General features: G+C 70.3%; 18 protein-coding genes, 1 tRNA gene, 1 pseudogene and 1 riboswitch. Of the genes and pseudogenes, 17 read left to right on the forward strand and 3 right to left on the reverse strand.

Annotation, left to right across the window (positions count from 1 at the left end; genetic code table 11):
• The first annotated feature begins 35 nt into the window (after window positions 1–35).
• The 9 genes from ACFV2X_RS24140 (at window position 36) to ACFV2X_RS24180 (ending at window position 10,542) form a co-directional block, all read left to right on the forward strand.
• A complete protein-coding gene (locus ACFV2X_RS24140) occupies window positions 36–1,310 on the forward strand; it encodes a cytochrome P450 (RefSeq protein WP_385619811.1) in 1,275 nt (424 codons plus the stop codon).
• Window positions 1,311–1,500: 190 nt separating this feature from the next.
• The gene (locus ACFV2X_RS24145; protein ID WP_385619813.1) at window positions 1,501–2,487 is read left to right on the forward strand and encodes a transglycosylase family protein; all 987 of its coding nucleotides are present in this window, start codon (window positions 1,501–1,503) and stop codon (window positions 2,485–2,487) included.
• Window positions 2,488–2,748: 261 nt separating this feature from the next.
• A riboswitch (cyclic di-AMP (ydaO/yuaA leader) is annotated at window positions 2,749–2,919 on the forward strand.
• A gap of 1 nt (window position 2,920) precedes the next feature.
• The gene (locus tag ACFV2X_RS24150) at window positions 2,921–3,616 is read left to right on the forward strand and encodes a transglycosylase family protein (RefSeq protein WP_385619815.1); all 696 of its coding nucleotides are present in this window, start codon (window positions 2,921–2,923) and stop codon (window positions 3,614–3,616) included.
• A gap of 188 nt (window positions 3,617–3,804) precedes the next feature.
• Window positions 3,805–5,100 carry a phosphopyruvate hydratase gene (gene eno, locus ACFV2X_RS24155; RefSeq protein WP_089507182.1) on the forward strand — a complete coding sequence of 432 codons (1,296 nt, stop codon included), beginning with the start codon at window positions 3,805–3,807 and terminating at the stop codon, window positions 5,098–5,100.
• A gap of 91 nt (window positions 5,101–5,191) precedes the next feature.
• The gene (locus ACFV2X_RS24160; RefSeq protein WP_385619817.1) at window positions 5,192–5,713 is read left to right on the forward strand and encodes a septum formation initiator family protein; all 522 of its coding nucleotides are present in this window, start codon (window positions 5,192–5,194) and stop codon (window positions 5,711–5,713) included.
• A gap of 60 nt (window positions 5,714–5,773) precedes the next feature.
• Window positions 5,774–6,322, forward strand: a complete 549-nt coding sequence (locus tag ACFV2X_RS24165; RefSeq protein ID WP_385619820.1) for a DUF501 domain-containing protein — start codon at window positions 5,774–5,776, stop codon at window positions 6,320–6,322.
• The gene (locus ACFV2X_RS24170) at window positions 6,319–7,260 is read left to right on the forward strand and encodes an exopolyphosphatase (protein WP_385619822.1); all 942 of its coding nucleotides are present in this window, start codon (window positions 6,319–6,321) and stop codon (window positions 7,258–7,260) included. Before ACFV2X_RS24165 ends, ACFV2X_RS24170 begins: the two co-directional genes overlap by 4 nt.
• Before the next feature lie 397 nt (window positions 7,261–7,657).
• The gene (locus ACFV2X_RS24175) at window positions 7,658–9,028 is read left to right on the forward strand and encodes an NAD(P)/FAD-dependent oxidoreductase (RefSeq protein ID WP_385619824.1); all 1,371 of its coding nucleotides are present in this window, start codon (window positions 7,658–7,660) and stop codon (window positions 9,026–9,028) included.
• A gap of 188 nt (window positions 9,029–9,216) precedes the next feature.
• On the forward strand, window positions 9,217–10,542 hold the full coding sequence (locus ACFV2X_RS24180; RefSeq protein ID WP_385620014.1) for a class I SAM-dependent methyltransferase: 1,326 nt from the start codon (window positions 9,217–9,219) through the stop codon (window positions 10,540–10,542).
• 67 nt (window positions 10,543–10,609) lie between these two features.
• On the opposite strand, the gene ACFV2X_RS24185 is transcribed toward ACFV2X_RS24180, so the two are convergent.
• The 3 genes from ACFV2X_RS24185 to ACFV2X_RS24195 form a co-directional block, all read right to left on the reverse strand.
• A complete protein-coding gene (locus ACFV2X_RS24185) occupies window positions 10,610–13,153 on the reverse strand; it encodes an ABC transporter permease (protein ID WP_385619826.1) in 2,544 nt (847 codons plus the stop codon).
• A gap of 106 nt (window positions 13,154–13,259) precedes the next feature.
• Window positions 13,260–14,042, reverse strand: coding sequence for an ABC transporter ATP-binding protein (locus tag ACFV2X_RS24190; protein WP_385619829.1), 783 nt, complete (start codon window positions 14,040–14,042; stop codon window positions 13,260–13,262).
• 166 nt (window positions 14,043–14,208) lie between these two features.
• Window positions 14,209–15,837: an IS200/IS605 family accessory protein TnpB-related protein gene (locus ACFV2X_RS24195; RefSeq protein WP_385619831.1), complete on the reverse strand. Its 1,629-nt coding sequence runs from the start codon at window positions 15,835–15,837 to the stop codon at window positions 14,209–14,211.
• A 433-nt stretch (window positions 15,838–16,270) separates the two neighbouring features.
• Between ACFV2X_RS24195 and ACFV2X_RS24200 the strand changes: the two genes are divergently transcribed.
• The 8 genes and pseudogenes from ACFV2X_RS24200 (at window position 16,271) to ACFV2X_RS24235 (ending at window position 21,964) form a co-directional block, all read left to right on the forward strand.
• Window positions 16,271–16,353: transfer RNA gene (locus ACFV2X_RS24200), tRNA-Leu, on the forward strand.
• Between the two features lie 198 nt (window positions 16,354–16,551).
• Window positions 16,552–16,773: a hypothetical protein gene (locus tag ACFV2X_RS24205; RefSeq protein WP_385619834.1), complete on the forward strand. Its 222-nt coding sequence runs from the start codon at window positions 16,552–16,554 to the stop codon at window positions 16,771–16,773.
• Window positions 16,774–16,911: 138 nt separating this feature from the next.
• Window positions 16,912–17,055, forward strand: a pseudogene (locus tag ACFV2X_RS24210) (helix-turn-helix domain-containing protein); the annotation flags it as partial.
• Window positions 17,056–17,257: 202 nt separating this feature from the next.
• Window positions 17,258–18,151 carry an XRE family transcriptional regulator gene (locus tag ACFV2X_RS24215; RefSeq protein WP_385620034.1) on the forward strand — a complete coding sequence of 298 codons (894 nt, stop codon included), beginning with the start codon at window positions 17,258–17,260 and terminating at the stop codon, window positions 18,149–18,151.
• Window positions 18,152–19,057: 906 nt separating this feature from the next.
• On the forward strand, window positions 19,058–19,270 hold the full coding sequence (locus tag ACFV2X_RS24220; RefSeq protein ID WP_385619836.1) for a hypothetical protein: 213 nt from the start codon (window positions 19,058–19,060) through the stop codon (window positions 19,268–19,270).
• A 357-nt stretch (window positions 19,271–19,627) separates the two neighbouring features.
• A complete protein-coding gene (gene tgmA / locus ACFV2X_RS24225) occupies window positions 19,628–19,924 on the forward strand; it encodes a putative ATP-grasp-modified RiPP (RefSeq protein ID WP_385619838.1) in 297 nt (98 codons plus the stop codon).
• Window positions 19,925–19,927: 3 nt separating this feature from the next.
• Entirely contained in the window at window positions 19,928–20,788 is an 861-nt protein-coding gene (locus ACFV2X_RS24230; protein WP_385619841.1) for an MvdC/MvdD family ATP grasp protein, read from the forward strand.
• Between the two features lie 165 nt (window positions 20,789–20,953).
• On the forward strand, window positions 20,954–21,964 hold the full coding sequence (locus ACFV2X_RS24235) for a methyltransferase domain-containing protein (protein ID WP_385619844.1): 1,011 nt from the start codon (window positions 20,954–20,956) through the stop codon (window positions 21,962–21,964).
• Window positions 21,965–21,979: the final 15 nt, after the last annotated feature.

The following is a 21,979-nucleotide window of genomic DNA, read 5'->3' on the forward strand; positions in this document are numbered from 1 at the left end:
TCAGGGATTCCGGGGCTTTGCCGTATCGTCGGGGGATGTCAGACCGGCACCACCCCGCCTGCTCCCCGGCCCTTTTCAGCTGGGAGTTCGCCACCGATCCGTATCCCGCGTACGCCTGGCTACGGGAACACGCACCCGTCCATCGGACCACTCTGCCCAGCGGAGTCGATGCGTGGTTGGTGACCCGCTACGCCGATGCTCGGGCCACGCTCGCCGATCCCCGGCTGTCGAAGAATCCGATTCATCACAGCGAGGCCGCGCACGCCAAGGGCAAGGTGGGCATTCCGGGCGAGCGCAGTGCGGATCTCATGACGCATCTGCTCAATATCGACCCACCCGACCACACCCGGCTGCGGCGGCTGGTGTCCAAGGCGTTCACCCCCCGCCGGGTGGCGGCCTTCGCTCCGCGGGTGCAGGAGTTGACCGACGGCCTCATCGACGGGTTCCGGATAAGAGGAGAGGCGGATCTGATCCATGAGTTCGCCTTCCCGCTGCCCATCTACGCCATCTGCGATCTGCTGGGCGTCCCCCGCGAGGACCAGGACGACTTCCGGGACTGGGCCGGGATGATGATCCGGCACGGCGGCGGGCCGCGTGGCGGAGTGGCCCGGGCGGTGAAGCGGATCCGCGCCTATCTCGCCGATCTCATCCACCGCAAGCGGGAGTCGCTGCGCGAGGATAGAGAGGGGAAGGCAGACGACCTGATCTCCGGGCTGATCCGGGCCAGCGACCACGGTGAGCAGCTGACCGAGAACGAGGCCGCGGCCATGTGCTTTGTGCTTCTGTTTGCGGGTTTTGAGACGACCGTGAATTTGATCGGCAATGGCACCTATGCGCTGCTGCGCGACCCCGTCCAGTGCGACCGGCTGCGGCGGGCCGCCCAGGAAGGGGACGAGGGGCTGCTGACGACCGGTGTCGAGGAACTGCTCCGCTTTGACGGGCCGGTGGAGATCGCGACCTGGCGGTTCGCCACCGAACCCGTGGTGATCGGCGGGCAGCGGATCGCCGCGGGTGAACCGGTGCTGGTGGTGCTCGCCGCCGCCGACCGCGACCCCGAGCGCTTCGACTCACCCGATGTGCTCGATCTCTCCCGCGCCGACAACCAGCACCTCGGATACGGCCATGGCATCCATTACTGCCTGGGCGCGCCACTGGCCCGGCTGGAGGCCCGGACCGCCATCGGCACCCTGCTGCGGCGTCTGCCCGATCTGCGGCTCGCGGTGGAGCCGGAAGAGATCCGCCGACGCGGCGGTCTGATCATGCGCGGGCTGCGCGAACTGCCGGTGACCTGGGGCCCGATCACCTGGTAAACGCCCTTGGCGCCCGGCATATGTGACATAACGTCAACGGCGTGATCACTGCGTGACCTGGGATACATCTGCTTGTGATGATCGGATGGCGTCGCTATGTTCAACCGACGACTCAGCCGCCACACGAGAGGCAGAACGCATGCGCTCCGGGAACGGTCGACACCGCCGCCCCCGTCAGGCTCCGGCAATCGTGGTCGCAGCGGGGGTGACGGGTGCGAGCATCGCCATGCCGCTCTTCGGCGCCGTCGGCGCCCAGGCCGCGGACGCCACCCAGACCTGGGACCGCGTCGCCGAATGCGAGAGCGGCGGGATGTGGAGCGCCAACGGAGGCAATGGCTTCTATGGCGGTCTGCAGATCACCTTGGACATGTGGAGGAAGTACGGCGGCCAGCAGTACGCCCCGCGCCCCGACCTCGCCAGCCGCTCCCAGCAGATAGCCATCGCCCAGGCGATCCTCGCCGACCGCGGCCCGGACGCCTGGCCGAGCTGTGCGCTGGACGCCGGGCTCGGCGGCCTCGGCGACCTACTGGACGTGAACCCCGACGGCAAGGGCACGCCCGAGTCCAAAGAGGCGAAGGAGCCGACGGGGATCGGCGGCTCCGATACGGGTGAATCGTCCGATAACTCCAGCCGGGGCGATCAGTCGGACGGCTCTGATGGTTCCGGTGGTTCGGAAGATTCCGGCACATCCGACAAGGCCGGTAAGTCGGATCCCTCTGCCACCCCCGACGACAAGTCCGGTGAAAAGGGTGGGAAGTCCGGCGATTCCGGCGAAACGTCCCGCGACGAGGACGGCTCCGCGTCCGGTAAGGGCGACGAGCGCTCCGACCGCGACGCGAAGGGCGAGGACTCCGCCGCCTCCCCCACCGGCCGCCACCGCGGCGCGCCCGACGCCCGCGAGCAGGGCTCCGCGGGTGCGGCGGGCGACGACACCCGGTCCTCGGGCCGCCACGCCTCGCGCGACGACGCGGAGCGCACCGAGATCCCCCTTCAGCCCCTCGGTCGCGAGGACTACAGCGTGCGCGGCGGTGACGATGCGTCAGACGTCACGGACGACCAGGACGGCCAGAAGGTGGACGGAGGGGTGTCCGAGCTCTACGGGGCCGATGAATCCCTCATCGGAATCGACGTGGACCTTGTTCACCCTGGTCAGCGTCTCGATCTCAGCGCCAGGTAGCGGTAGTTCGGGGTGAATTGCCCGATCTGGCGACGGTGAGACATACATCTCGTCACATCGCCCGGCGTGCGCCTGCTGTCCGATCTTTCCGCACCCGGCCTCACCTGCGTAGATGTGGGATGGCTGGGTGCGGATACGGCCTCATTCGCTGGGATGTCGGGGTTTGAACCTCATCGGAAGGTGTGTTTAACGTCTTTCCGCTCGCCACCGCGGGCACCGTCGATCGTCACGCCGAGTCCTGCCGGCGGTCGGGGGGAAACCGACGCGTTTGCGCCGAAGGCAGGAGCGGGGGAACCAAGGTAGGCGCCGTGGCGGCCCGGAGACGGGCCCGTTCGGCTCGGGGTGAAGCCAGGGTGCGGTCAGCCGCATCCGGCCGGGCAACTCACAGTCCGAACCCGACAGCTCACCTCGTAGGCGTCGGTGAGGAACGAACATGCGTAACGACAAGGGTAAGCACCGCCGTCCCTCCAAGGTCACCCGCATCGCCGCGCTCGCCGGCGTCGCTGGTGCGGCCGTCGCCGCACCGCTCCTGGGGGCCACCTCCGCCTCGGCCGCGACCACCGCCCAGTGGGACGCGGTCGCGCAGTGCGAGTCCGGCGGCAACTGGTCGATCAACACCGGCAACGGCTTCTACGGCGGCCTCCAGTTCACCAACTCCACCTGGGCCGCGTACGGCGGCACCTCCTTCGCGGCCCGCGCCGACCTGGCCACCAAGGACCAGCAGATCCAGATAGCCGAGAAGGTCCTGGCCGGACAGGGCAAGGGCGCCTGGCCGGTGTGCGGCACGGGCCTGACCACCACCGGCACCCCGACGCCTTCCACCTCCACCACCCAGCCCTCGAAGCCGGCCGCCAAGCCCGCCCAGCCGGCCGAGACGGCCAAGCCCGCGCAGCCCGCCAAGCCGAAGGCGCAGCCCCGCGAGGAGAGCGAGCACGCCGGGCGCGGGCACGCCCGCCACGCGATCAAGAAGGGCGACGGCGAGTACAAGGTCAAGTCCGGCGACACCCTCTCCAAGATCGCCGATGCGCACCACGTCGACGGCGGCTGGAAGAAGCTCTTCGAGCTGAACAAGGACATCGTCGAGGACGCCAACCTCATCTTCCCGGGCCAGCAACTCCACCTCTCCTGACCCATCCCGCCGGGCCTCCCCCCACCCCGGCTGCCGGGCTTCCCCCCATCCCGGCACCCCGCGAAATCGGCCCCGGCCGGGTGCGCCGCCCCCCACGCGAGGCGCGCCCCGCCGGGGCTTCGTCGGGTGGGCCCTCCGGGCCCGTTAGGCTCGTGCCGCAGAGACAGACCCATATGAAGGAGATCCTCGTGTCGTCCATCGACGTCGTCGTAGCTCGCGAGATCCTCGACTCGCGAGGCAACCCCACGGTCGAGGTCGAGGTCGGCCTCGACGACGGCAGCACCGGCCGTGCCGCCGTGCCTTCCGGTGCCTCGACCGGTGCCTTCGAGGCCCTTGAGCTCCGCGACGGCGACAAGAGCCGTTACGGCGGCAAGGGCGTCGAGAAGGCCGTCCTGGCCGTCATCGAGCAGATCGGTCCGGAGCTCGTCGGCTACGACGCCACCGAGCAGCGCCTGATCGACCAGGCGATGTTCGACCTGGACGCCACCCCGGACAAGTCCTCGCTCGGCGCCAACGCGATCCTCGGTGTCTCGCTCGCGGTCGCGCACGCCGCCTCCGAGGCCTCCGACCTCCCGCTCTTCCGGTACCTGGGCGGCCCCAACGCCCACCTGCTGCCGGTCCCGATGATGAACATCCTCAACGGCGGCTCGCACGCCGACTCCAACGTGGACATCCAGGAGTTCATGATCGCGCCGATCGGCGCCGAGTCCTTCTCCGAGGCGCTGCGCTGGGGCACCGAGGTCTACCACACCCTGAAGTCCGTGCTGAAGGAGCGGGGCCTGTCCACCGGCCTCGGCGACGAGGGCGGCTTCGCCCCGAACCTGAACTCCAACCGCGACGCCCTGGACCTGATCGTCGAGGCGATCAAGAAGGCCGGTTACCAGCCGGGCCAGGACATCGCGCTGGCGCTCGACGTGGCCGCCTCCGAGTTCTACAAGGACGGCGCCTACACCTTCGAGGGCCAGACCCGCAGCGCCGCCGAGATGACCGCGTACTACGCCGAGCTGGTCGACGCGTACCCGCTGGTCTCCATCGAGGACCCGCTGAACGAGGAGGACTGGGACGGCTGGAAGACGATCACCGACCAGCTCGGTGACAAGGTCCAGCTGGTCGGCGACGACCTGTTCGTCACCAACCCGGAGCGGCTGGCCCGCGGCATCGAGAGCAACACCGCGAACGCGCTGCTGGTCAAGGTCAACCAGATCGGCTCGCTGACCGAGACCCTGGACGCCGTCGAGCTCGCCCAGCGCAACGGTTTCAAGTGCATGATGTCGCACCGCTCCGGCGAGACCGAGGACGTCACCATCGCGGACCTGGCCGTCGCCACCAACTGCGGCCAGATCAAGACCGGTGCCCCCGCCCGCTCCGAGCGCGTGGCCAAGTACAACCAGCTGCTGCGCATCGAGGAGATCCTCGACGACGCGGCGGTGTACGCGGGCCGCTCCGCCTTCCCGCGGTTCAAGGGCGCGGTCCTCAAGGGCTGAGCTCCGCCGAGCCTGACGCACGTCCCCGGCCACGGTCCCGTACCGTGGCCGGGGACGGCGTACGTAGCGAAGTCACGACCGGGGAGGCGACGTGCCGGCGGATCGGGATCGGTTCTCCACCGCGACCAGGCTCAGGGCGCTCGGCGAGCACGCCGCCGCCCGGGTCTACCGCGCCCGCATCCGACGCCGCCGCAGCCGGCTCACCGGCCGGGCCGCGCTGCTCGCCCTGGTCGTCTGCTCGCTCGTGGTGGCCCTCGCGTACCCGATGCGGCAGTACATCTCGCAGCGCTCGGACATCTCCGACCAGCGGCGCCAGGCCCAGAAGGAGCGCGAGGACGTCAAGCGGCTGCGCGAGCAGAAGGCCAGGCTCCAGGACCCCGCGTACATCCAGCAGCAGGCCCGTGAGCGGCTGCACTTCACGCAGCCGGGGGAGACGGGCTACAGCGTGGTCGACGGCAGCGGCCGGACCGAGCGCTCCGCCGACCAGGGCGCGGCCGACCGCCCGTGGTACAGCAACATGTGGCGAACCGTAGACAACGCTGACCAGGCTGACAGCGCTGATGCGGCAGACGCCGCCGACAAGGCCGATACCGCGGGCCGCGTGAAGCGCTGACCGAAGAACCGGCCGCCGGAGGCGACCGGCCCCGAACCGATCGAAGAGAACTTCCGACCCATGCACACGCCCCCTCCGCAGACGGAGCCCACCGCGCCCACCGACGCGGACATCGCCGCCGTCAAGGAGCAGCTGAACCGCCTTCCGCGCGGGCTGCGCGCCGTCGCGCACCGCTGCCCCTGCGGCAATCCGGACGTCGTAGAGACCGCGCCGCGGCTCGAGGACGGCTCGCCCTTCCCGACGCTCTACTACCTGACCTGTCCGCGCGCCGCCTCCGCGATCGGCACGCTGGAGGCCGAGGGCGTGATGAAGGAGATGACGGCCCGGCTGGCCACCGACCCCGAACTGGCCGACGCCTACCGGGCGGCCCATGAGGACTACGTCGCGCGCCGCGACGCGATCGAGGTGCTGGAGGGCTTTCCGAGCGCGGGCGGTATGCCGGACCGGGTCAAGTGTCTGCATGTCCTGGTCGCCCACTCGCTCGCCGCGGGCCCGGGGGTCAACCCGCTCGGGGACGAGGCCATCGCCATGCTGCCCAAGTGGTGGGCGAAGGGGCCGTGCGTGGCCCCGTGCGGCGCTGTGACGGACGACGCGGGGGAGAGATCATGACCCGCGTCGCGGCCGTGGACTGCGGCACCAACTCGATCCGGCTGCTGGTGGCCGACGCCGACCCGGCCACCGGCCGGATCACCGAGCTCGACCGCCGGATGCGGATCGTCCGGCTCGGCCAGGGCGTGGACCGCACTGGGCGGCTGGCCCCCGAGGCGCTGGAGCGCACCTTCGCGGCCTGCCGTGAGTACGCGGAGGTCATCGGCGGGCTCGGCGTGGAGCGGGTCCGCTTCGTCGCCACCTCCGCCTCGCGCGACGCCGAGAACCGCGAGGAGTTCGTACGCGGGGTCGTGGAGATCCTGGGCGTGGAGCCCGAGGTGATCAGCGGCGACCAGGAGGCGGAGTTCTCCTTCACGGGCGCCACCAAGGAGCTGACGGACCGCGAGGGGTTCGCCCGGCCGTATCTGGTGGTGGACATCGGCGGCGGCTCGACCGAGTTCGTGGTCGGCGACGGCCATGTGCGGGCCGCGCGCAGCGTGGACATCGGCTGTGTGCGGATGACCGAGCGCCATCTGGTCGTGGACGGACGGATCACCGATCCGCCGACGGTCCATCAGATCGCGGCCATACGGGCGGACATCGAGCGAGCGCTCGATCTCGTCGAGGAGACGGTGCCGATCCGGGAGGCGGGTAGTCTGGTCGGGCTGGCGGGCTCGGTCACCACCGTCGCCGGTATCGCGCTGGAGCTGCGGGAGTACGACCCCGCCGCCATCCACCACGCGCGCGTCTCCCTGGACCAGGTCCGCGAGATCACGGACAAGCTGATCGGCTCCACCCACGCCGAGCGGGCGGCGATCCCCGTGATGCACGAGGGCCGGGTGGACGTGATCGCCTCGGGTGCGCTCGTACTGCTGACGATCATGGAGCGGAGCGGGGCCCGGGAGGTCGTGGTGAGCGAGCACGACATCCTCGACGGGATCGCCTGGAGCCTCGCCTGACGGGGGCCGGAGGGGGTGTGGACCCCCTGTGAGGGGCCGGTGGAGACCCGCGCGCGAAAAAGTTCGTGAAAAGCTTCACATGAAAAAGGCCCCTGGTGACCGCCTGGTGTGAGCCCGGGGGCCGGTTCGGCGGCGGTTTCGGGGGCCGGGCCCGTCCGGCGGCCCCGACGACACCTGTTTCGGTCATATGACAGACCCGTCCCGGACCCCGGTGGTCTACTCTCGCGTTGCCTCACAAGTGCAGATCAACGGGGTTGTCAACGCGCCGCCGAGGCTGGTGGTTCCCCTGTGCGGATATGGCGTGTGTCACGGGGGCCGCGGAGTGTAGCAGACCCTCCCACCATGCTTGTGAAGGGGCTCACGAGGCACCCCCTTGAGGGTGCTGGATACTCGAAACATGAGCACCACGGAGCGTCCCAGGATCCTCGTTGTAGGCGGTGGGTACGTAGGCCTGTACGCGGCACGCCGCATCCTGAAGAAGATGCGGTACGGCGAGGCGACCGTCACGGTCGTCGACCCCCGCTCGTACATGACGTACCAGCCCTTCCTCCCAGAAGCTGCGGCCGGCAGCATCTCCCCGCGCCACGTCGTGGTCCCGCTGCGGCGCGTGCTCCCCAAGGCGGAGGTCCTCACCGGCCGGGTGACGACCATCGACCAGGACCGCAAGGTAGCCAACATCCAGCCGCTCGTCGGCGAGGCGTACGAGCTGCCCTTCGACTACCTGGTCGTCGCTCTCGGCGCGGTCTCCCGCACCTTCCCGATCCCCGGCCTCGCCGAGAACGGCATCGGCATGAAGGGCATCGAGGAGGCCATCGGCCTGCGCAACCACGTCCTCGAGCAGCTCGACAAGGCCGACTCCACGACCGATGAGGACATCCGCCGCAAGGCGCTGACCTTCGTCTTCGTCGGCGGTGGCTTCGCGGGTGCGGAGACCATCGGCGAGGTCGAGGACATGGCGCGCGACGCCGCGAAGTACTACCCGAACGTGAAGCGCGAGGACATGCGCTTCATCCTCGTCGACGCCGCCGACAAGATCCTCCCCGAGGTCGGCCCGAAGCTCGGCCAGTGGGGCCTGGAGCACCTGCAGAAGCGCGGTGTCGAGGTCTACCTCAGCACCTCGATGGACTCCTGCATCGACGGCCACGTCGTGCTCAAGAACGGCCTCGAGGTCGACTCCAACACGATCGTGTGGACCGCCGGCGTCAAGCCCAACCCGGCGCTCGCCCGCTTCGGCCTGCCGCTCGGCCCCCGCGGCCATGTGGACACCGCGCCGACGCTGCAGGTGCAGGGCACCGAGTACATCTGGGCCGCGGGCGACAACGCCCAGGTGCCGGACCTCGCCGTCGGCGAGGGCGCCTGGTGCCCGCCGAACGCCCAGCACGCGCTGCGCCAGGCCAAGGTGCTCGGCGACAACGTGATCTCGGGTATGCGGGGCTTCCCGCAGCGCGAGTACAAGCACGCCAACAAGGGCGCGGTCGCGGGGCTCGGTCTGCACAAGGGCGTCGCGATGATCGTCTTCGGCAAGACCAAGATCAAGCTCAAGGGCCGGCTCGCCTGGTACATGCACCGTGGCTACCACGGCATGGCCATGCCGACCTTCAACCGCAAGATCCGGGTCTTCGCCGACTGGACGCTGGGCATGTTCCTCAAGCGCGAGGTCGTCTCCCTCGGCGCCATGGAGAACCCCCGCGAGGAGTTCTACGAGGCCGCCGCGCCGGTCTCCGCGGCCGCCGCCGCCAAGCAGGCCGAGAAGGCCAAGGCCTCCTAGCACCGCGACAACCGCGACACCTCTGAACGCCGAAGGGCGTCCGCCATCCGTGGTGCGGACGCCCTTCGGCGTTGTGCCGGCGGATGGTTTTGCCGATTCCAGACGTGTCGGCGGGACTGTACGGCGGGCCTCATGGTGTTTACGTGGTGAGTGAATCTTCCTGACTCACCATCACGGAGGTGTCTGATATGCCCGACGCCGCCCAGCGGCTCGCCGCACTGGCCGAGGAGGGGCTGGGAACCCCGCTCCCGATCCGGATCCGCGCCTGGGACCACAGCGAGGCGGGCCCCCCGCACACCCCCGTCCTGGTCGTAAGGCGCCGCAGGGCGCTGCGCAGGCTGCTGTGGAAACCGGGCGAGCTGGGCCTCGCCCGCGCCTGGGTGGCCGGCGACCTCGACGTCGAAGGCGATCTGTACGAGGCCCTGGACCTGATGGCCGGACTGGTGTGGGAGCGCGACCCCACAGCTCAGCGGCAGTCGAAGGCCGCCGCCGCCCTCAAGGCGCTGCGCGACCCCGCGCTGCGCTCCGCCGCCCGTGCCCTGGTCGGCCTCGCCGGGCCCGGGCTGCCGCCGCCCCCGCCCCGCGAGGAGGCGCGCCGCGCCTGGCGCGGACCGCTGCACACGCTGCGCCGCGACAAGGAGGCCATCAGCCACCACTACGACGTCGGCAACGACTTCTACGAGCTGGTGCTCGGCCCCTCCATGGTCTACTCGTGCGCCTACTGGGAGGGCACCGAGGCCGAAGGCGCCACACTCGAGGACGCCCAGCGCGCCAAGCTCGACCTGGTCTGCCGCAAGCTGGCGCTCCGGCCCGGCCAGCGGCTGCTGGACGTGGGCTGCGGCTGGGGCTCGATGGTGCTGCACGCGGCGCGCGAGTACGGCGTGCAGGCCGTCGGCATCACGCTCTCGCAGGAGCAGGCGGCGTACGCCCGTAAGCGCGTCGCCGACGCCGGGCTCACCGACCAGGTCGAGATCCGGGTCCAGGACTACCGCGAGGTCACGGACGGACCGTACGACGCGATCTCCTCGATCGGCATGGCCGAGCACGTCGGCTCCGCGCGCTACGCCGAGTACGCGGCCGACCTCCACGCCCTGCTGAAGCCCGGCGGGCGGCTGCTGAACCACCAGATCGCGCGGCGCCCCGAACCGGACGAGGAGGCGTACCACGTCGACGAGTTCATCGACCGCTACGTCTTCCCCGACGGCGAACTCGCCCCGGTCGGGCGGACCGTCACCCAGCTGGAGGAGGCGGGCTTCGAGGTGCGCGACGTGGAGGCGATCCGCGAGCACTACGCCCTCACGCTGCGCCGCTGGGTCGCCAATCTGGAGGCCCACTGGAAGCAGGCCGTACGGCTCACCTCGCCGGGCCGGGCCCGGGTGTGGCGGCTGTACATGGCGGCCTCGGCGCTGTCCTTCGAGCGCAACCGGATCGGGGTGAACCAGGTCCTGGCGGTCCGTACGCCGGACGGCGGCGCGTCCGGTATGCCGCTGCGCGCCCGCGACTGGCGGGGCTGAAGCGGCCTGAGAAGCACAAGCGCCGGACGGGCTGGGCCCGTCCGGCGCTCAGGGGTGGAGCGAGTGGCTACTCCGCCTTGATGGCCGCCAGCATGTTGAGCTTCGCCGCCCGCCGGGCCGGCCACAGCGCGGCCAGGATGCCGACGAACGCGGCCAGCACCAGGAAGACGGTCATCCGCCCCCACGGCAGGACCAGTTCGTAGGTGGGCAGCCCGTTCGAGATCAGCTCACCGGCCGCCCAGCCGAAGAAGACGCCGAGGCCGATGCCGAGCACCCCGCCGAAGAGCGAGATCACCAGCGACTCCAGCCGCACCATGCGCTTGATGCCGCGCCGGTCCAGACCGATGGCCCGCAACATACCGATCTCCTGGGACCGTTCGAAGACCGACATCGCGAGGGTGTTGATGACGCCCAGCACGGCGACGATGACGGCCATGGCCAGCAGCCCGTAGAGCATGTTCAGCATCAGGGTGAAGAACTGCGCGATGCCGTTGGAGATGTCCTGCTTGTCCTGGACCTGGATCGCGGGGTTGTCGCCGAGCGCCTTCTCGATGGCGTTCTTGGTGGCGTCGGAGGCCCCGTCCTTGGTCTTCAGCATCACCTGAAAATCGGTCACGGTGCGCATATGCGGGGTGAGGGTGGTGTTGTCCAGCATGATGCCGCGGATCATCTGGTTGCCCTCGTAGACGCCCGCGACGCTGAGCCGGCCCTTGCGGCCGTCCTCGTAGGTGACCGTGAAGGCCGAGCCGCGCTTCCAGCCGTTGCGGTCGGCGGTCTTGTGGTCCACCACGACCTTGTCGCCGCCGAGCCCGGCGAAGGAGCCCTCCTTGAAGTCGACGCCGACCAGCTTCTGGATGGTCTTGCCGTTGACGCCGGTCAGGTACTCGGTGTCGCCGTCGATCCGGGACGCGGAGTTGCGCAGCGGGCTGAGGGCGGTCACCTGGTCGAGCTTGCCCAGGGTCCGCTCCACATCGGGCGACAGCGGGCGGACGCCGTCGAAGCCGCCCAGGCTGACCACGTAGTCCGACTTGAGGGCGCCGGTGGCCAGGTTGTCGATGCCCTTCTGCACGCTGCCCGCGATCACGGTCATGCCCGTGATCAGCGTCAGCCCCACCATCAGCGCGGAGGCCGTGGCGGCGGTACGGCGCGGATTGCGCACCGCGTTCTGCCGGGCGAGCTTGCCGGAGATCCCGAAGGCGCGCAGCAGGGGCGCGGCGGCCGCGATGAGCGGCCGGGACAGCAGCGGGGTGAGTACGAACACCCCGACCACCAGGACGGCCGCGCCAAGACCCATGGGGAGCTTGCCGTCGCTGCCCATACCGCTTCCGGCCAGTACGCCCGCCGCGCCGGCCCCGGCGAGGACGGCGCCGATGGTGTTCCGTACCACCAGGCCGCGGGTGGTCGGCGCGGCGTGCACGCTGTTCATCGCGGCGACCGGCGGGATCTTCGCGGCGCGGCGGCCCGGCAGCCAGGCGGCGAGCACCGTGACCACGACGCCGACCACCAGCGAGACCGCGATGGCGGTCGGGGAGACGACCAGCGGGCCGTCGGGGACGGTGGCCCCGGTGGAGTTCAGCAGCGAGCGCAGCCCGGCGCCGATGCCGATGCCGGCCGCAAGACCGGTGACGGCCGCGACCGCGCCGACGGCGGTGGCCTCGATCAGCACCGAGCGCGTCACCTGGCGGCGGGAGGCGCCGACGGCGCGCATCAGGGCCAGTTCGCGGGTGCGCTGGGCGACCAGCATGGTGAAGGTGTTGGCGATGATGAAGACGCCGACGAAGAGCGAGATCCCGGCGAAGACCAGCATGCCGGTCTGCATACCGCTCATCTGCGTCTTGATCATGGCGGCCTGGTCGTCGGCGAGCTTCTGACCGGTGGTGGCCTCGGCCAGCTTCGGCAGGATCTTGTCGACGCCCGACTTCAGCGTGGCCTGCGAGGTGCCCGCGGCGGCCCTCAGGTCGATCTCGTCGAACTCACCCGGCTTGGCGAACAGGCGCTGGGCGGTGGGGGTGTCGAACAGCACCAGGCTGCCGCCCGCGGCGACATTGCCGTCGTCGGTGGTGAAGACGCCGACGACCTTCTCCTTGCGCACCGGGCCGTCCACGGACAGCCGGACCGCGTCGCCCACCTTGTAGTGGCCGCGGTCGGCGGTCTTGGAGTCGAGCGCGACCTCGCCCGCGGACTTGGGGGCGCGGCCGTCGGTCAGCGTGTAGCGGGGGTCCTTGCCGCCGGTGCCCGGGTAGTAGTTGCCGCCGGTGTTGGCGAAGCCGTTGCCCAGCAGGTCGCCCTGCTTGTCGGCGACGGCGGTGTAGCCGGAGACGGCGCCGGTGGCCGAGGCGGCGCCGGGCACCTGCCCGGCCTGGTCCAGCAGGCGCTGGGTCAGCCGGGGCGCGGCGCCGGGGTTCCCGGCGTCGTCGTCGGCCTTGTGCGGCTTTATGGCGACGTCGACGCCCGCGAAGCCCTTCTCGGAGCTCTTCTGGTAGGCGCTGGAAATGGTGTCGGTGAAGACCAGGGTGCCGGAGACGAAGGCCACGCCGAGCAGAACGGCGAGCACGGTCATCATCAGCCGGGCCTTGTGCGCGAGCACGTTGCGCAAGGCGGTACGGAGCATGGTCAGTCCAAGTGAGGGGGCGGCTGGGGGCGTCAGGAGGCGTACGGGAGGCGTACGGGCGCGGTCAGGCCGACAGGTGCGGGTCAGGCCGACCGGCGCGCCCGGCTCAGCTGGTACGGCCCTTGGCGTCGAAGCGCTTCATCCGGTCCAGGACCGCCTCGGCGGTCGGGTCGCGCAGCTCGTCGACGATCCGGCCGTCGGCGAGGAAGACCACCCGATCGGCGTAGGCGGCGGCGACCGGGTCATGGGTGACCATGACCACCGTCTGGCCCAGTTCGCGCACCGAGTTGCGCAGGAAGCCGAGGACCTCGGCGCCGGCGCGCGAGTCCAGGTTTCCGGTCGGCTCGTCGGCGAAGATGATTTCGGGCTTGCCGGCCAGCGCGCGGGCCACCGCGACACGCTGCTGCTGACCGCCGGAGAGCTGGGCGGGACGGTGCTTGAGCCGTTCGGCCAGGCCCACGGTCTGCACCACCTGGTCCAGCCACGCCTTGTCGGGCTTACGGCCGGCGATGTCCATCGGGAGCGTGATGTTCTCCAGCGCGTTGAGCGTGGGCAGCAGGTTGAACGCCTGGAAGATGAACCCGATCTTGTCGCGCCGCAGTTGGGTGAGCTTCTTGTCCTTGAGCGAGGTCAGCTCGACGTCGCCGATCCGGGCCGAGCCGCCGGAGACCGTGTCCAGGCCCGCCATGCAGTGCATGAGAGTCGACTTGCCCGAACCCGACGGGCCCATGATGGCGGTGAACTCGGCCTGCTGGAACTCGACGGAGACACCGTCGAGGGCGACGACCTGGGTCTCGCCCTGCCCGTAGACCTTGGTGAGGTCCGTGGCCCGCGCCGCGGCGGTGGCGCGGGCGGCGGCGGCCTGGACGCCGGAGGGGGTCGTGGTCACGGTGGGGGCTCCTGTCGTGCGGTCGGGGACTTCAAGGCTTTAAGGCGTTCCTCCCATGGTCCTCGACATAGAGGGGGCCGGTATCAGTCCGCGCTCCGGTTTCCGTACGGGACTCGGGACGTATGCCCCGGACCCCGCGTCCTCCTTGGGGAGGAGAAAACCGTTCTTAAAGACTGAGCGGGAGTGAGTCCTGCTTCCAGGGCTCGTGCTCAGCCGAACGTCCCGAACGGTGTTGGACGTTCTGGTCGGCCGCTTTCACGCCGCGTCCAGCGCCGACGGATCGTGTCCGTGGTCCGGGGATGCGGGGGCGGTGTCCCTCACGCCCTGGTGCCACCGGTCTGGCCTGGACGGTCCGATGCCCCGCACGATCACTCTGGTCGTGCGGGGGCGGTGCCGTCCGACGTCGGATCGGGTGCCCCAGGGCGCGTCGTGCGATCGCCACGGCGGCAGCGTCGTGGCGGGTGGTCTTCCTGGTTGTGGTGGTGAGGGGCTTCTGCCAGTGCTGGGCGCCCCAGCGGCTGGTGTAGGCGGGGTCGACGGCGATGACAGGGATGCCGAGTTCGGCCGCCATGGACAGCAGCCGGGCCCGTAGCTTGCTGACGGGCATGCCGGAGATGAGGTTGCGGAACCGCTTCTTCCGGCCGTGCTTCTCGCGGGTGGTCTCCGTCTGGAAGTCGAGGTCCTCGACCGCGATGGCGAGGTGGTGGCGCTTGGCGAAGTGGAGCAGGCGGATCAGGGCGTGGCGGACCTGGGCGTCGCGGTGGGCGGCGGTGCCGGACAGGTCGTAGTCGAGCCGGAGTGGTTCACCCACGGGGTTGCCGTGTGTGTCCAGCCGCCAGGCGGCGAGGTGGTCGGCGTTGGTGTCCACCCCGATCAGACCGCCCGCTCGGGCCGCTTCCAGGGGGACGGTCTTCACCGGGGGGTTGGTCCAGGAGGCGGTCACATACCAGCGGCCCCGGTCCACGTCTTCGTGGATGCGGTAGGCGACGGCCCGGTTGGCTGCCACGCGGTCGGCCCACTGCTCACCCCGGTGCGCGAACGCCACGCGGCCGGTGAGGACGTACCGTCCGTGCGGGGCGTTCGCCAGATGCGCCAAAGGGGTGGGCAGCTTGATCGAGATCTCGCCGTCGGGGGTGATGCGGATGGTCTCGTTGCCGAACGGCTTGCCGGACTCGCCGTCCGCGGCTAGGAACCGGCGCCCGGCCTGCCACCGTGCGCGCCACCGCTCCTGGGTGAGCTGTGCTTGCTGGAGGTGGCGGCGGGTGTTCAGCAGTTGTTTCCCGCCGCGCGTCACGTGCACGAGGCCGGCGTCACGGTCGGCCCGCACCTGCTGGAGCCGGTCTTCGAGCACGCCCAGGCGGCGCTTCTTGGCATGCCACTCCCGCGTACTGCGGTAGCCGCCCGGCGCCTGCCTGGTGCCCTTGGCGCCCACGGGCTGGGACAGGCGGTGGGTGATGGTGTCGATCCCGGCTTGAAGGTTCTGGATGTGGGCGAGCTGGCCGCGCCGGGCCAGTGCCCACTGATCGTGGGTGGCCTTCGTGATCGACCCGGCCCAGCGGGAGGACGACTCCCGCGTCAGGACACGCTTGCGCTCGGCCCACCGCTCACTGTCGTGCTCCAGCCCGACCGCACACCGGGCCTTCAGATCACGCGAGGCCAACGAACTGAGCAGGTCACCGACCAGGCGTAGCACCGTCTCGTCCGCAGTGGTCAGGTGCTTGAGGCGGGTGCGGATGGCGACCCCGGAGGGGCCGGGCACCACGAACGGCGCCGCAATCTCCCGCAACCCGCCCACCCCGTCACCCCCACCCCGGTGCCGCAGAAATCCGTTACCACACCCAACGACCACCACCGGTGAAGGTCACGCATTCGATGCGAGAACTCCCGTTCCCCGCCCCGGCACGCGATCCCGCCCCTTCCTCAAGGCTCACTCAAACGCACCAGAACACACTCAACCGCCATCCAACGCCAACTGCTCACAACCCCCCGTCCGGGGGCGTCGAGATTGCGTCAATCCCTGCCATGTGGGTGGTGCGGCATATGGGCAGGTCCGATGGACGCGGGTGTGTGCGGTTGCCCCGACCCGATGCTGATGCACCCTCAGTTGCCAATAAAATAAGACAACCTCGGTTCGTCGATCCGCTGTTCGGGGGCGTGCCCCCGGATAGGCTCGTGGTTGCTCTCCTATGGGGAGGGCCGTACGCGCTCGTACGGCCCAGGGAGCCGCTGCCCGGATGGTGGAATGCAGACACGGCGAGCTTAAACCTCGCTGCCCCTCGCGGGCGTACCGGTTCAAGTCCGGTTCCGGGCACCTCTCCGCTACCGTGCGTTGACCAGCGAACACGGCGGGGAGGCGCCGCTGTTGCTTTCGCGGTGTGGGAACACCGTGGGAACACGCGGCGCTCTCGCGTAAACACCCCGGTACGGCCACTCGGCCGGCGCGCACGCGCGTCCGCCGAGTGGACGATTCTCGGATGCGCGCGCCCGTGCGCTGACGCAAGCTGGCGGTATGGCCGGGGTGCCGCGCGTCGTCGTCCAGCCGCCCTCACGTTCGGGCGGTCGGCGGGTGCGCGTGGACGGCTTGGTCCTCGGTACCGCCTACGGGATGGCCGACCTTCTGGAGCTCCTGCGCCGGGCCGGGCTCGACGTCGAGGGAATCGACGTGAGGGAGTCACCGCTGATCGAGTGGCGGGGCGGCGGGCCGGACGACTGGCCGCCGCCTGCCCCGTAGCGGTTGCGTCGGCCTGGGGGCTTTCATCATGCCCGGACAACGCAATGGCCCCCGCCAAGGGTGGCCGGGGGCCGATCGCGTACCCACGGAGCCGACCGGGGGTGCCGGTCCGAGTGTCAGCACAGAACGGGAGTCATTATGCCCGGCAACACCGACACGTCTACAGAAGGTATTGGCGCACGCATCCGGGAGTTCCGCCTCATCCGCGACCACTCCCTCTCTGAACTTGGTCGTCGCGCTCACGTCTCCACGAGCCAGCTCTCCCGCGTTGAGAACGGCGGGCGATATCCCAGCGAACCCATCATCGCGTCCGTCGCCCGCGCCCTCGGCGTCGGCGTCTCCGTCTTGCGAGGCCAGCCGTACATCCAACATCCAAGCCCTCCAGAGAGATCAACTAGACGCCCTGCTCACTCCTATCAGTACCTCGTTCGACGATTGGGATATCCCGCCGGACGATGCCCCGCCTCCTCGCTCGCTCGACACGTTGGAGGCCGAGAGGGAACAGCTCGTGCAGCTCCGGGTGAAGGCCGAGTTCCTGCAGATCGCCGAACGCCTGCCCGGCTTGATCAGCGAAGTCGCGATCACCACCCAACTGCACTCACCACCAGGTCGGCAGCGGGAGCGGGCTCATGATCTGCAGGCGGAAATCTCACGCACCGCAGCGATCGTCGCGTACCGCCTCGGCTACATGGATCTGGCCCGACTGGCGTTGTCCCGCATGGCGGTCGCCGCGCCGCAGTCCGGTGACCCGCGGCAGGTCGCGATCGAGCGATATGAGCGGGCGCAGATGGCGGCGGACAACTCCCGTTTGCAGCGGGGCGTCTCGTTGGTGCGGCACGCGTTGCGAGACCTGGACGACGACGGGGGTCGTGCTACCCGAGCGGTCCGGGGCACGCTTCAGCTCCGAGCCGCTGTGCTTTCCGCACGCGACGGTGACGATGCCGCAGCTGGCGACTGGATAGGGGAGGCCGCCGAACTGGCGGGCGAGGTAGGGGAGACGCAGGACTATGCCTTGGCGTTCGGCCCGCTGAATGTTCGTCTGCACCAGATCGCGGCGGCTGGTGATCGGGACGAGCACGCGGAGGCGCTTGACCACGCCCTTCAGGTGAGCTTGCCGGACGACTATCCGCCGACGCGGGCGGCGCATTACCGGATCGATCGGGCCCGAGCCGAGGCGTGGACGGCGCGGCAGGGCCCTGCGCTGGATTCGCTGCGCGCTGCGCGTGATGCGTCGCCGCAGTTGACGCGCTATCACCACTCGGTGCACGAGACAGTGGCGACGCTGTTGCGGGCGCGGCAGCGTGCGGACGAGCGGCTGAGGGAATTTGCGGAGTGGTGCGGCGTCCAGCGTACGTTCTGTAGTTGGTCAAGCACCTGAGCGTTGCCAGTTGCGCAACGCACAGGTGCTTGCATGTGGCCACCATGTGACGGTCAGCACACCACCTGTACATGGAGCCGACCATGACGACCAGAGCCGAACCGTGGACGCCGCCCAGCGGCCGTAACGCGCAGCTGCAGCCTGCGGGCAAATCGTGGGATGCCGCGCGCGTTCCTCTCTCCATCGGCGTCGGTGAACGCGCCCTCGACATGCTGGGCGAGGCCACTGGCGCGGTCATCGAGAACCCCTTCGACAAGGTCCTGTACTGGTTGATCACGCCTGGCTCGGCCGCCGAATGGGACATGAGCTGGCTGCCCGGCGTCGAGGTCTGGGGAGCGACCGCCTACATCGAGGTGCCCCCCCGTCGACTGCCGGAAGGGGCCTGGGGTGCGCTGGCGCGTACCGGTCCGGTACGACCGGTACCTCACCGCCCCCGCGGTCCTCCTCGCCGCGCTGCGGACCGCGACCCGCGAAGCGCTCGGCCCTCGCGAGGAGTTTCCGCGGTGACCTCCCAGATCTGCGCTCGCTGCGACAAGCCCACCAGCAGGCCGGTCATCGTGGGGCATGTGCACTCCGCAAGCTGCGGCGGCCGCACTGCATACGCGTGCCCCAGCTGCGCGCCGAGCTTCCCGAAGCAGCGGGACCCGCTCACCGAGCTTGCCGCCCTCCGCCGTGCCCGTCAGCGGGGTCGGGTATGAGCGCCCCGACTGAGCACGCTCCGGCCTGTTACTGCTGCCGGAAGACGGGCCCGGCACTGCGGCGGCAGTGTCTGCCCGCACCGTCCGGGCCGGGATGGATCCGGTACGCGTGCGAGGTGTGCGCGGCCCTGCCGCCGGACCCGGTGCTCATCCCGGGTGGCGTTGCCCAGGCGTTGGCGCTGCGGTCGGCCCGTATGGGGAGGGCATCGTGACCGCCCTGCCCGGCGCCCGGCGCCTGTCCCCGTACTGCCGGATGTACAACGACGAGCCCGGCACCACGCCCGCCGAGATCCACGCGTTCTGCAAGGGGCCGGGCGAGGTCCGGCTGAAGCCGGTACCGCCCGCGACCCGCGGCGAGCTCATCTTCACCGTCCGCTGTGACTGCGGCTGCCACAAGGCCCCGCAGGCAGACACCACATAGACCGGTGGGCCGCTGGCGGTCCGGTTTCCCCCGTCCCGGACGACCCTGCGCCAGCGGCCCACCCCCCCGGCGTCCGCCCGCCTCCGCACCGCCTCGCGGAGTCGGGTGGACACAACTGCCCCCGCCCCGGCCGATCAGCCAGGGCGGGCCGCACGCTCGTCGGCGAACAGTCGGCAATCCCCTGTAGACCCCGGCGGGGTCGGGCCGGACGTCACACCCCCGCCCCGCCGACTTTCGAAGCGGGCGGGTACAGATGGCCCGCCGCGCCCCCCATGCCCCCTGCCCGGGCCGAGCTCGTTGACGCAATGCTGAGCCCCGGCAGGGTCTTTCCGAAGGAACCGGCCGAAGGAGACTTGCGTGACCACCACCCTGGACCGGGCGCGGGAAGCGTTCCCACTCGCCGCCGACAGGCTTCCGCTCAGCACAGAGACGCCGTCCGGGCCGGACACGCGGCCCTGGGCCCTGCGGTTCGCCCGCACCCCGGACTCGACCGGAGCCGTCACCATCCCGCTCTCCTTCTACGACAGGGACCGTCAGGTCAATCTGTCGTACGACGGGGGCCTGTTGACGTGCATGGCCAACACCCACACCCCGACCGTGCCGGACGGCTCGACGACGAACCCGCCGCCGCTGGACGAGGGCGCGAAGGACTAGCCCATGTCCCTGCCTGTCCTGGTGATCGCGGCCAACGACGACTGGCCGACTGATCGCGTCGTGACCGAGCTGATCGACCGAGGGGTCGAGGTGTTCCGCATGGACACCGCGGACTTCCCCCAGCAGCTGTCGCTGACGGGCCGGATCGACCGGGGGCACGGATGGGCGGGTGAACTGGCCACCGTTCACCGAACGGTGGAGTTGTCCCGGGTCGGCGCGGTGTACTACCGCGCCCCCGGGGCGTTCCAGTTCCCCGACGGCATGACCGGTCCGGAGAAGCGGTTCGCCGCGGCCCAAGCCCGCGCCGGGCTCGGAGGCGTCCTGTCCGCGCTGGACTGCCGATGGGTCAACCATCCGACGTTCATGGCCCGTGCCGAGTACAAGCCGGTCCAGCTCGACGCCGCCCGTGCCTGCGGGCTGCGCATCCCGCCCACGCTGATCACGAACCGGCCAGATGCGGTGCGAGAGTTCGCCGCTGCGATCCCCGGCCCGCTGATCTGCAAGCCCGTGTCGTCCCCGGTGCTGATCGAGGACGGCCAGCTCAAGACCGTCTACACCCGCCGTCTCACCCCGGAGGATCTGGCCGACCTGCGCGGCATTGAGACCACCGCCCACCTGTTCCAAGCCTGGCTCGACAAGAGCCACGAGGTCCGCTTGACGGTCGTCGGCTCGCGCATGTTCGCCGCTGAGGTCCACGCCGGCAGCGAGGCCGCACACGAGGATTGGCGATCCGATTACGGGTCTCTCACCTACACCACCAGCGTGCCCGCCGACGTGGAGGTCGGTATGCGCTGCCTGATGGGTCGGCTCCATCTCACCTACGGGGCCGCAGACTTCGTCGTTGGCCCCTCCGGGGCGTGGTAGTTCCTTGAGGTGAATCCGTGCGGGCAATGGGACTGGATACAGGGCGCCACCGGGCAGCCGATCGCCGCGGCGATCGCTGACGAACTGCAAGGAGTCACCTGATGGACTGGAAGCAGCACGCCGCCGAGCTCGCCCGCAAGGCGGTGCACCCCACATCCCCGTTGTATGGGCCGGTCCTGGCTACGCCCCGGGCACCTGTGCGTGCCCCGCTGGTACACGGTCGGGCCCGAGGGCTGGACGCCCGTCGACAGCTCCGCAGATGCGGCGGCGTGGGCGCGCGCCGCATACGCGGACCAGACCCTTGTGACCAGGGTCGGCCCGGTGCACGCCGACCACGCCACCGATGGCGAGGCGGTGACCGGGCGGCCCACCTCGTCCAGCACCCTGCCGAGTCTGGTGGTCAATATGCTCGCGCACGGGCGGCTGAGCGAGTGCCGGGAGCTGTTGGACGTCGCCACGGGCTCCGGCTACAGCGCGGCCCTGGCGTGCGCGCGGCTTGGGGACGACTACGTGACCACCGTGGACGTCGACTCGTACCTGACCGAGGCCGCCGCGGAACGGCTCGACGTCATGGGCCACCACCCGAAGGTGCTCACTCGGGACGCCGCCGGGCCTCTTCCCGGCGAGTACGACCGGATCGTGTCCATGGTGTCCGTGCCCCGCGTTCCCGCGTCGTGGCTGCGGGTGCTCCGGCCGGGCGGGCGCCTGGTCACCACCCTCGCGGGAACTGGGCTGATCCTGACCGCCGACAAGAGCGAGGACGGCGGGGCCGCCGGCCGGATCGAGTGGGACCGGGCCGCGTTCATGGCGACCCGCACGAGCGACGACTACCCGCCCCAGCTCAACGAGCTGTTCGAGCAGGTCCGCGACAGGGACGGCGACGAAGTCACCGATTCTCCGTTCCCGGTGCTCGACGTCATGCAGGCGTGGGAGGTGTGGTCGATGCTGTCCCTCACTGCTCCCGGCATCGAACACCGCACCGGCACCGAGGACGACGGCGGCCGGATGGCATGGATGCTGCACCCCGACGGCTCTTGGGCCCGCGCCCACACCAAACCCATCAGCCGCACCGCGACCGTCCACCAGGTGGCCCCCGCCGCCTGTATGACCTGCTGGAAGCCATCCGGTGGCGGTGGCTCGAACACGGCGAACTGCCCGTGTACGGGGCCCGGGTGACCATCACGCCGGACG

The sequence above is a fragment of the Streptomyces sp. NPDC059679 genome (assembly GCF_042734105.1).
In the GTDB taxonomy this organism is placed as follows: Bacteria; Actinomycetota; Actinomycetes; order Streptomycetales; family Streptomycetaceae; genus Streptomyces.

Excerpts from the sequence above, each read along its gene's own strand:
- ACFV2X_RS24140 (WP_385619811.1), top strand. The coding sequence starts at position 36 with ATGTCAGACCGGCACCACCCCGCCTGCTCCCCGGCCCTTTTCAGCTGG.
- ACFV2X_RS24150 (WP_385619815.1), top strand. The coding sequence starts at position 2,921 with ATGCGTAACGACAAGGGTAAGCACCGCCGTCCCTCCAAGGTCACCCGC.
- ACFV2X_RS24165 (WP_385619820.1), top strand. The coding sequence starts at position 5,774 with ATGCACACGCCCCCTCCGCAGACGGAGCCCACCGCGCCCACCGACGCG.
- ACFV2X_RS24170 (WP_385619822.1), top strand. The coding sequence starts at position 6,319 with ATGACCCGCGTCGCGGCCGTGGACTGCGGCACCAACTCGATCCGGCTG.
- ACFV2X_RS24175 (WP_385619824.1), top strand. The coding sequence starts at position 7,658 with ATGAGCACCACGGAGCGTCCCAGGATCCTCGTTGTAGGCGGTGGGTAC.
- ACFV2X_RS24180 (WP_385620014.1), top strand. The coding sequence starts at position 9,217 with ATGCCCGACGCCGCCCAGCGGCTCGCCGCACTGGCCGAGGAGGGGCTG.
- ACFV2X_RS24185 (WP_385619826.1), bottom strand. The coding sequence starts at position 13,153 with ATGCTCCGTACCGCCTTGCGCAACGTGCTCGCGCACAAGGCCCGGCTG.
- ACFV2X_RS24205 (WP_385619834.1), top strand. The coding sequence starts at position 16,552 with ATGGCCGGGGTGCCGCGCGTCGTCGTCCAGCCGCCCTCACGTTCGGGC.
- ACFV2X_RS24230 (WP_385619841.1), top strand. The coding sequence starts at position 19,928 with ATGTCCCTGCCTGTCCTGGTGATCGCGGCCAACGACGACTGGCCGACT.
- ACFV2X_RS24235 (WP_385619844.1), top strand. The coding sequence starts at position 20,954 with ATGGGCCGGTCCTGGCTACGCCCCGGGCACCTGTGCGTGCCCCGCTGG.